The organism is Stieleria mannarensis (assembly GCF_014154935.1).
Classification (GTDB): Bacteria; Planctomycetota; Planctomycetia; order Pirellulales; family Pirellulaceae; genus Stieleria; species Stieleria mannarensis.
In genome coordinates, this window is sequence record NZ_JACEHH010000048.1 from 59,911 (window position 1) to 68,167 (window position 8,257).

Sequence of the window (8,257 nt, forward strand, 5' to 3'; positions counted from 1 at the left end):
GCTTGGACTATCCTTGGGAAAAACAACTCCTGTCGCTAGGGCATGCATCGGAGTGGTCAAACCGACGAATCAATGGCAGCGATCCAATGGCAGCGATACCTTGGTTCCTACCTCTCTTCGTCTCAAGGGAAACGGCGCGACAATAACGACTCTGGAGTGCGAAAGGCGGATAAACTCTACAAATTTTCTCCACGGCGCCTCCACAGGATCATAGCGAAAGGCGGCATCGAAACTGGGGATTTGAATTTCTCGTCGAAAAATCTCATCCGTCTCATCAGAATCACCCTCCAGAAGCCGCTGCGGATCACGTTTCCATCTACGAGGCGTGGGCCAAGAATTGTGACAACAGCACAGTGAACTCAAAAATGGACAATGCAGCGCAGCAAGCAGAATTCGTCCGCTTGTTCTCCGCCAACCAGCGGAGAATTCAAACGTTTATTTTGACTTTGCTCCCGGATCGGGATCAGGCTCAGGACGTGATGCAAAACACCTCGGTCGTGCTGTGGCAGAAATTTGAATCGTTCGAGCCGGGAACAGATTTCACGGCCTGGGCGTTTCGCATCGCTCGGCTGGAGGTTTTGAGTTTGGTTCGTCGGCATGGACGAGGACGATTGGTATTCGACGAGTCGATGTGCAACGAATTGGCGGATGAGGTCACACAGCGCGATGCCGTTTCGGATACTCGACTGCGGGCCTTGCAGGGATGTGTTGAAAAACTGTCCGTGGTCGATCGCGATCTTTTGCAACGCCGATACGAACAGGGGGCTACGATCAAAGCGGTGGCGGAAGCCGTCGGGCGTCCACTGGAGGGAATGTACAAAGCGATGCGCCGCATCCACCGCACGCTCTTTGAATGCACTCAACGCCAGTTGTCGGCAGAGGATTCCGTTTCATTTAAGAACGTTCGTTGATGTAGAAGTTGGTGAACAGGCAGCAGCAATGGATAAGACAAACCGAAACGAGCTTCTGGAACTGTGTGAATCGGTGCGAGAGCAAACAATCTCCGATGCGGAATGGGATCGTTTGCAAGAACTGTTGCGAGATCAGGAGCTGCGCCGCCTTTATACAGACTACATGGCGATGGTTGGGCGCTTGGAAGAAAGTCTGGAAGACTTTGGTGTTGCCCGCGGTGGGAATCCCGATGACGCGAGGCAAATGATGCTTGACGCTCTGCTCGACGAGAGAAACGCTCGTAGCGAACAGGCGACGGTGACGTTACCACCAACGCGACGGTGGAAGATCCACGTCGCGTATGCGACAGCACTATCGATCTTGGCGATACTGCTTTGGAGCGGTATTCAATCGCCGGAGAAATCCGAGGGCGAAGCGTTCGCATCGATCAGCAGCGCACGCGGCTGCAAATGGGGGGCGGGCACACTTCCAACGGTCGTGGGATCGCGTCTGGCGCCAGGTCGACTCGACCTGCTGGAAGGGTTTGCCAAGATCGATCTCGACAATGGCGTGCGGTTGTCGCTGGAGGCTCCCGCTTCCATCACGCTCCAGTCGCTAACGAATTGTGAAGTTCACTCAGGACAGCTTCTCGCGCACGTTCCGGGCGCCGAAATTGGTTTCACGGTGACGACGCCCACGACGGAAGTCCTGGACCTCGGCACGGAATTCGCTGTACGTGTCGAAGACGACGGACACACCAAAGTTCATGTGGTAACCGGTGAAGTCAACGTCACGAACCTGCGGTCTAAAGAAGCTCAAAGACTTGTCGAGCATGAAATCGCGCACGTCAGAAATGAGGAGATTGCACGTCCCGACCCTGATGCCGAGCCGTTCGGTGCACGATCAGACGATCCCAGAGATGCGCTGAAAAACATGGAATCGCGATTGATCTCCACCGCCCAGGGGAGCGGTCGCGACGCCTTCATTTGGAGGAGACTTTCCAGCGGCTATCGAGAACAAGAGATGTTGCTCGTAAAACACTGCGTTGAGCATCGTGGTCAATGGGATCGAAAGGTCTACCTGGCATTCGACATTGAAGCGTTGAAGGGATTCCAATTGGATCAGGCTGAACTCCGTCTCCACCTGGTCCCGAGCGGTCTTGGTTACGTATCGGGCCAGCTTGATTCAACATTTCAAGTTTATGGGCTCATTGACGAGACACGTGATGACTGGAGCGAAAAGACGATCAACTGGCAAAATGCTCCCGCGAATGAACCTGGAGCTGCCGCGGTAGCGCCTGAGATGACGGTGCCAGTGGGAACATTTGAAGTTCGCCAGGGAGTTCAAACCGGGAGCGTCAGCGTCTCGGGAACCCGGCTCCGCGATTTCATTGAATCCGACACCAATGGAGTCATTACGTTGATCGTCGTCCGCGAGACGCAAGAGCGATCCTGGGACGGCGGTGGATTGGTGCACGCATTCATGAGCAAGGAGCACCCGTCCGGTTTGCCACCCACGTTACGACTGGTCGGGACTCAAGCGTCGAATCCATGAAAACCCGCGTGAAGGACGATAAAATCATCGGCCTTGCTTCGCGGGGGGGCAGGCCTTGTGTTCGGTGTTCAGACCGAGATCGATTGCAATCTACGTCGCTTGCCGTCTCCATTTGGGTCATTCGCTGTAGCGAGTTCCGGCATCGACACGCAAGAGTGCGATTCTGGATCTGCTGGCCGCAGGCCATGACGTGGCAGACGTTGCGGCGTGGGTCGGAAACAGCCCCAAGACGATTTGGGATTTCTACGTGTTCGCGAGATCGGAAAACCGACGCAGGGCAGCAGCCATGGCACCCCCCTCCGATAGAGATCAGCCCGCCGAGAAACCGGCACCGGCAGAGGCCGATTCCGAGTGTGGACCAATTTGTGGACCAATTCAGGAAGATTCCCATTCAGTCACACCTAGTCAACCCGATGAGAAGCTCGGGAAAAAGCGGGGTGAAGGCGAAGTGCGACCGGGTCGGACTGGCGGTCAATGGGCGTTGAGGGACTCGAACCCCCGACCCCCTCGGTGTAAACGAGGTGCTCTGAACCAACTGAGCTAAACGCCCGAGCGTTTGATGTGTACATCCCTGCAGGATTGGTTGGGATGCGTCAGCGGCGCGGCGGAGGGGCTCGCTGACGCGGCTGGCCGGACAACCGGGCCACATCGATTTCGATTCGCTCGTGGACACTATCGACGCGGAAGCATTTGGCGGTGACAGAATTCCGCCCCATGGACAAGTTTTCCTGCGGTGTCGATTCCTAGCGACCCAACATGCGGGCTCGCTTGTTGCGTCGCTCGGCCTGGATCTTCTGGCGGCGACGAATTTCGCTGGGTTTTTGGTAATGCTCGCGGCGACGCATTTCTTTTTTAATTCCGCTGCGTTCGACCAATTTGCGGAACCTTCGGACTGCCTCTTGGATTGTTTCGCTGTCACGGACCATCAACTTAACCATTGTTTCTCCATCTGCATCGTTGGAACCTCTGATTTCGACCTGGAATCGCTACCACACCCAATTCACCCTCGCGATGCCTGCCGCCGCCCACCAGCGGGTGGTGCCGGGCCGCAAAATTCACTTGAGGGGTCAATTGAGAGACGCGGGAGTGTAACGATCGGCATACCACTCCCGCAACGGCCATCCTTTTCGGTTTGACCAGATTTCCTCGGGTTTTTGCGGTTTTCTGCCCGATCGGCTCGCCGGGACGTGGATTGAGCAGATTTTCGACAACCGGCAATCTTTACCTAGTTGAGCTGACTGGTTTGTTTGGAGTCGCACGCACTTTCGCACCCCGATTTGTCCGATGGCACTTTCGTTCCAAGATCCGACACCTTTTGCGACGACAACGACGAAAGCTCCTGCCGATGGCCGTTCCTCCACATCACTTCGACGACGAACCCACTGAATCGCAGCCCGGCGGTCTGCTGGGAGAATTGGAACGGCGGCAAGACGAAGTGCTGGACAAACTGGACGACCTGGACGCCAAACTCTCCGAAGTCCTGAAAGGACTGGAGCCGTCGTCTGATCCCGCCAGCGACGCCGCTGACCGACCGGCCGGAGACGCCGGATTTCATTTCAGCGAACCGGTCGAGACGCTGGATGACGAGACGCTGGATGACGAGGCCGCCGATGACGAGTCGGCGCTGGACGATGAGGATTTCGAGTCGGCAGAGGATTGGGCGTAGCGGTGGGGTTAGCCAGCGGGGAAATCTGGTAGGAAAATTTCGGGGGTAAGAAAATTGTGAAATACACCCTCGTTTCGATTGGGCCAAGTTTCCTACCTTAAATCATCTCCGCACCACTCCACCCGTTGCCGGTGTCTCGTTTCCTCGGTGAGGACCGGGGGAAGAATGGCAGAATGATTCGGGGCAGAATGATGGGGGGCCGCTGGCGAATTCAGTGACGCAGCGGGCGGATCATGTTGCCTGGTAGGCGTCACGCAGGATCTGCATCGTGTGCCGGGGGCGGATCGATGAATCCCGACGCTTGAGATGGTTGGCGATCTGGGTCAGGCAGCCGATGTTGCCCATCGCGACGACGTCCGCTTCGGTCGCCACGATGTTGTCGGCCTTTTGACGTCCCAACGAATCGGCGATCTCGGGCTGGTCGATGTTGTAGGTCCCGGCCGAACCACAACACAAATGTCCGTCGGCGATCTCCAGTAACGTCAGCCCCGGTACCTGCTGGAGTAACAGCCTTGGCTGAGCCCGAACGCCTTGTGCATTGGCCAAGTGACAGGCGTCGTGATAAGCGACCGTCAACGTTGATTGCGATTCGGGAAACGGCGTGAGCCCATCCAGGCGGCTCAAGTAGACCGAGACGTCACAAACCCGCTTGGTAAACTCCACGGCACGCGACTCATCCGCGGTGCCTTTGAGAATCAATGCGTACTCGTGCAGTCCGCTGCCGCAGCCGGCGGCGTTGGTCACGATCGCATCGACATCGTTGGGAAACGCGTCCAAATTCTGTTTCGCGAACTTCTGCGCCTGGGCCAGGTTTCCGACGTGCCAGGACAACGCACCGCAACAGCCCTGCGACTTCGGCACGACGACTTCGACGCCATTTCGGTTCAGCACTTCGATCGTCGCGACGTTGATGTCCGGATCTAAAACGGTCTGGGCACAACCGGCCAGCAGCGCGACGCGCCCACGCTGCTTGCCGATCGCCGGATAGACCTCGCGCAGAGGCATCGATCTGGGCAGCGCCGGGGGCAACAATTCCAGCATCACGCGGATCGGGCCCGGCATCAGCTTGGCAAACGGTTTCACCAAGCGACCCGAAAGTGCCGCCATGCGGAACCGCGCCGGGTACGGCAGCGTCCATTGGGCCAGCGTGCGTTTGAATCGTTCGGCCAGTGTTCGTTTCCGCAGTGGTTCTTGGATCGCTCTGAACGGGCTGATCAAATCGCCATAGGGGACTTCCGAGGGGCAGGCGGGGACACAGGCCAAGCAACCCAGACAGGCGTCGATGTGCGGCGCCGCAGTCTCGATCGGCAGCGAGCCCTCCAAGACCTCCTTCATCAAAATGATTCGGCCGCGCGGCGAATCCGTCTCTCGCCCCAACTCTTGATAGGTCGGACAGGCCGACAAGCAGAATCCGCAATGGACACAGGTGCTGACCGCATCCGCCATCGTCTCGCCCATCGGCCCGTGTTGGGAGGTGTTGATGTCGTGGCGCATTTTTATCCTCCCAGGCTGGGGAAGCGACCGGGGGGATCCATCGCGTGTTTGATTCTTTGATCGATCGCGGCAGCGCGTTTGGCGCCGATCGTCCAGCGGCCGGATGGCCCTTGGTCGTCACGAATCACCAAGCCGGACAGCGACGATTCCGCGAGGAACGCATCGACTTCGTCCAGCATGCCGTCAGCGGCAGCCAGCCATCCGATGCTGCCGGCGACGCTGGTGTGCAGACAAACGCGATCGGAGCGGTCGTCACACCAGGTTGCCAAATGCTGCATCTGTTGCAAGTCGATCGGGATTTTTACGATCGCCGGTCGATCCGGTCCGCCGAAGCAGAGGTTCATCAGCGGCGCCCATGACTGGGCGGATTGTTCGTTCGTCATCGGGGCCAGGTTGCGGTTGCCGATCGATTGCGCCATGTCCGCGATGATCGCGTCACACACATCGTCCGGACCGCCCGTGCGGATCCAGATCGATCGAGATGGGCAGTGATAGTCGATCGCATCGAGTTCCCATCGCCCACGCGCGGCGCCGGCGATCACGGCCGCGGCATCCTGGTGGTCGTCACATTGCAATTGGTAGCTGTGAAATTCACTCGGGCGTGGGAAAACTTTGAAAGTCAATGCGGTGATCGCTCCCAAGCGGCCACAACTGCCGACCAACAGTTTGGGAATGTCAAAGCCGGCCGCGTTTTTGACGACTTTTCCGCCGGAGTGAATCAGATTCCCGTCGCCGGCGATGAACTGGGCACCGAGCACAAAGTCCCGGACGCCGCCGTAGCGGTGACGCCCCGGTCCGCTCAGTCCGGCGGCCAGCGTCCCGGCAATCGTCGCGTCGGATTCGACCAGCATCGGATCGAACGGCAGGTATTGATTTTTTTCCGCCAGAGCTGCGTTGATTTCATGCAGCGTCGTTCCCGCCAGCGCCGTGAACGTAAACTCCGACGGTTCATATTCGACGATCCCGGTCAGCGACCGGGTGCTGATCCGCTGCGTCGTTTCCGAGACGTCCGAGAGGGCGGGTTTGGTGCGATTGCCGACGACCACGATCGAATTGCCGCTGCGAATCAACTCCTGCAACGCGTCGACCGAATCGACTTCGACCAGGCCACTTTCCTGGCCGCCGGCACTGGCAGGTTGCAATTCACTCACGGCTGATCACCCCGGCCTTTTCCAGCGGATGCAAGCCGTGAGCGGCCAATGCGGGGGCTTCGGCGCCGGGAAACATCTTGCCCGGATTGGCGATCGTCTTCGGGTCAAAGGCGGCTCGCAGGCGATGCATCAATTCCATCGTCGGCGGGTCGTACATTTTGGGGAGAAAGTCTCGCTTCTCCATCCCGACGCCATGTTCACCGGTGATCGAGCCGCCCATCTGGACGCACAGGTTCAGGATCTTTCCGGCCAACGCTTCGGCACGCTCCAGTTCCCCGTCGACCGAATCATCAAATAGGATCAACGGATGCAGGTTGCCGTCGCCGGCGTGAAAGACATTGGCCACACGCAGCCCGGAGTCCTTGGAGAACGCCTCGATCGCATCGAGTGCTTCGCCCAAGCGTTTCCGCGGAACGACACCGTCTTGGACCAGAAAATCGGGGCTGAGTTTTCCGACGGCGGAAAAGGCACTTTTGCGGCCGGCCCAAATTCCGTCACGTTGCTGGGCGTCGGCCGCGACCACGGTTTCAAAAGCCTCGGTCGCCGCGATGACCGATTCGAGCTGCTTCCGCTCGGCGTCGATTTTTTCACGCGGGCCCTCGAGTTCGACGATCAGCACCGCCGCGGCCCCCTTGGGATACCCGCACGCCGTCGCCGCCTCGGCCGCTTCGATCGCGAGCGCTTCCATGATTTCCATCGCTCCGGGCAACAGCCCCGAATCGATGACCGCCGAGACGGCGTCGCCGGCCGCTCGCAACGTCCGGTACCCGACCAGGACGGTGTGAAAACATTCCGGCTTGGGAAGCAATCGTAAGGTGATGTCCAGCGCCACCCCGAACAAACCTTCGCTGCCGCAGAACAGTCCGGTGTAGTCCGGACCGACCGATTCGACGCTTGGACCGCCAAAGGACACGATTTCGCCGCTGGCGGTGACCGCACGTAACCCGATCACGTGGTTGCTGGTCATGCCGTACTTCAGGCAATGGGCGCCGCCGGAATTGAAGGCGATGTTCCCACCGATCGTGCAGATCTTTTGGCTGGACGGGTCCGGTGCGTAGTACAAGCCGTGCGGTGCCGCCGCGGCGGAGACCTGCAGGTTGATCACGCCGGGCTGGACGACGGCGATGCGGTTGTCCGGGTCGACCTTGATGATTTTCCGCAACCGATTCAGCGAGATCACGATGCCTTCGGCGACCGGCATCGATCCGCCGGACAAACTGGTGCCACTGCCGCGGGCGACAAAGGGGATTGCGTACTCGTGGCACCAGCGCACCGTTTGGATGACTTCCGTTTCGTTCTGCGGAATGACCACACCTAGCGGCCGACAACGGAACGCGGTCAGCCCGTCAGACTCGAACGCCGCCCGCGACGCAGCGTCTTCGCTGAGCCGACCGGGCGGCAGCAATTCGCGAAGTGATTGGAGGGCGGTCGGGGGCATGAGTTGGGAGTTGGGAGTTGGGAGTTGGGAGTTGGGAGTTGGGAGTTGGGAGTTGGGAGTTGG

General features: G+C 59.0%; 7 protein-coding genes and 1 tRNA gene. 3 read left to right on the plus strand and 5 right to left on the minus strand.

Going from position 1 to position 8,257, the window contains the following annotated elements; all coding sequences use genetic code 11:
- Positions 1-365 precede the first annotated feature (365 nt).
- Together H1B37_RS25780 and H1B37_RS25785 are read left to right on the plus strand one after the other, a co-directional pair.
- Positions 366-911 (plus strand): sigma-70 family RNA polymerase sigma factor, encoded by a 546-nt coding sequence (locus tag H1B37_RS25780; RefSeq protein ID WP_182870158.1) that lies wholly within the window; start codon positions 366-368, stop codon positions 909-911.
- Positions 850-2,445, plus strand: coding sequence for a DNRLRE domain-containing protein (locus tag H1B37_RS25785; protein ID WP_182870159.1), 1,596 nt, complete (start codon positions 850-852; stop codon positions 2,443-2,445). The genes H1B37_RS25780 and H1B37_RS25785 overlap by 62 nt, the downstream gene beginning before the upstream one ends.
- Positions 2,446-2,920: 475 nt before the next feature.
- Here H1B37_RS25785 and H1B37_RS25790 read toward each other — a convergent pair.
- Positions 2,921-2,995, minus strand: a tRNA-Val gene (locus tag H1B37_RS25790).
- Positions 2,996-3,188: 193 nt separating this feature from the next.
- Positions 3,189-3,383, minus strand: coding sequence for a 30S ribosomal protein S21 (gene rpsU, locus H1B37_RS25795; protein ID WP_094417928.1), 195 nt, complete (start codon positions 3,381-3,383; stop codon positions 3,189-3,191).
- 407 nt (positions 3,384-3,790) lie between these two features.
- On the opposite strand from rpsU, the gene H1B37_RS25800 reads away from it, so the two are divergent.
- The gene (locus tag H1B37_RS25800; protein WP_182870166.1) at positions 3,791-4,111 is read left to right on the plus strand and encodes a hypothetical protein; all 321 of its coding nucleotides are present in this window, start codon (positions 3,791-3,793) and stop codon (positions 4,109-4,111) included.
- Positions 4,112-4,342: 231 nt separating this feature from the next.
- Here the strand turns inward: H1B37_RS25800 and H1B37_RS25805 are convergent, their stop codons facing one another.
- Genes H1B37_RS25805 through H1B37_RS25815 form a run of 3 tightly spaced genes read right to left on the minus strand, consistent with a single transcriptional unit; the run spans position 4,343 to position 8,194 of the window.
- The gene (locus H1B37_RS25805; protein ID WP_182870160.1) at positions 4,343-5,605 is read right to left on the minus strand and encodes a (Fe-S)-binding protein; all 1,263 of its coding nucleotides are present in this window, start codon (positions 5,603-5,605) and stop codon (positions 4,343-4,345) included.
- Positions 5,606-5,607: 2 nt separating this feature from the next.
- Positions 5,608-6,756 (minus strand): FAD-binding protein, encoded by a 1,149-nt coding sequence (locus H1B37_RS25810; protein ID WP_182870161.1) that lies wholly within the window; start codon positions 6,754-6,756, stop codon positions 5,608-5,610.
- Entirely contained in the window at positions 6,749-8,194 is a 1,446-nt protein-coding gene (locus H1B37_RS25815; protein ID WP_182870162.1) for an FAD-binding oxidoreductase, read from the minus strand. Before H1B37_RS25815 ends, H1B37_RS25810 begins: the two co-directional genes overlap by 8 nt.
- Positions 8,195-8,257: the final 63 nt, after the last annotated feature.

Coding starts and splice junctions, on each gene's coding strand:
- H1B37_RS25780 (WP_182870158.1), top strand. CDS start 366: ATGGACAATGCAGCGCAGCAAGCAGAATTCGTCCGCTTGTTCTCCGCC.
- rpsU (WP_094417928.1), bottom strand. CDS start 3,383: ATGGTTAAGTTGATGGTCCGTGACAGCGAAACAATCCAAGAGGCAGTC.
- H1B37_RS25800 (WP_182870166.1), top strand. CDS start 3,791: ATGGCCGTTCCTCCACATCACTTCGACGACGAACCCACTGAATCGCAG.
- H1B37_RS25805 (WP_182870160.1), bottom strand. CDS start 5,605: ATGCGCCACGACATCAACACCTCCCAACACGGGCCGATGGGCGAGACG.
- H1B37_RS25815 (WP_182870162.1), bottom strand. CDS start 8,194: ATGCCCCCGACCGCCCTCCAATCACTTCGCGAATTGCTGCCGCCCGGT.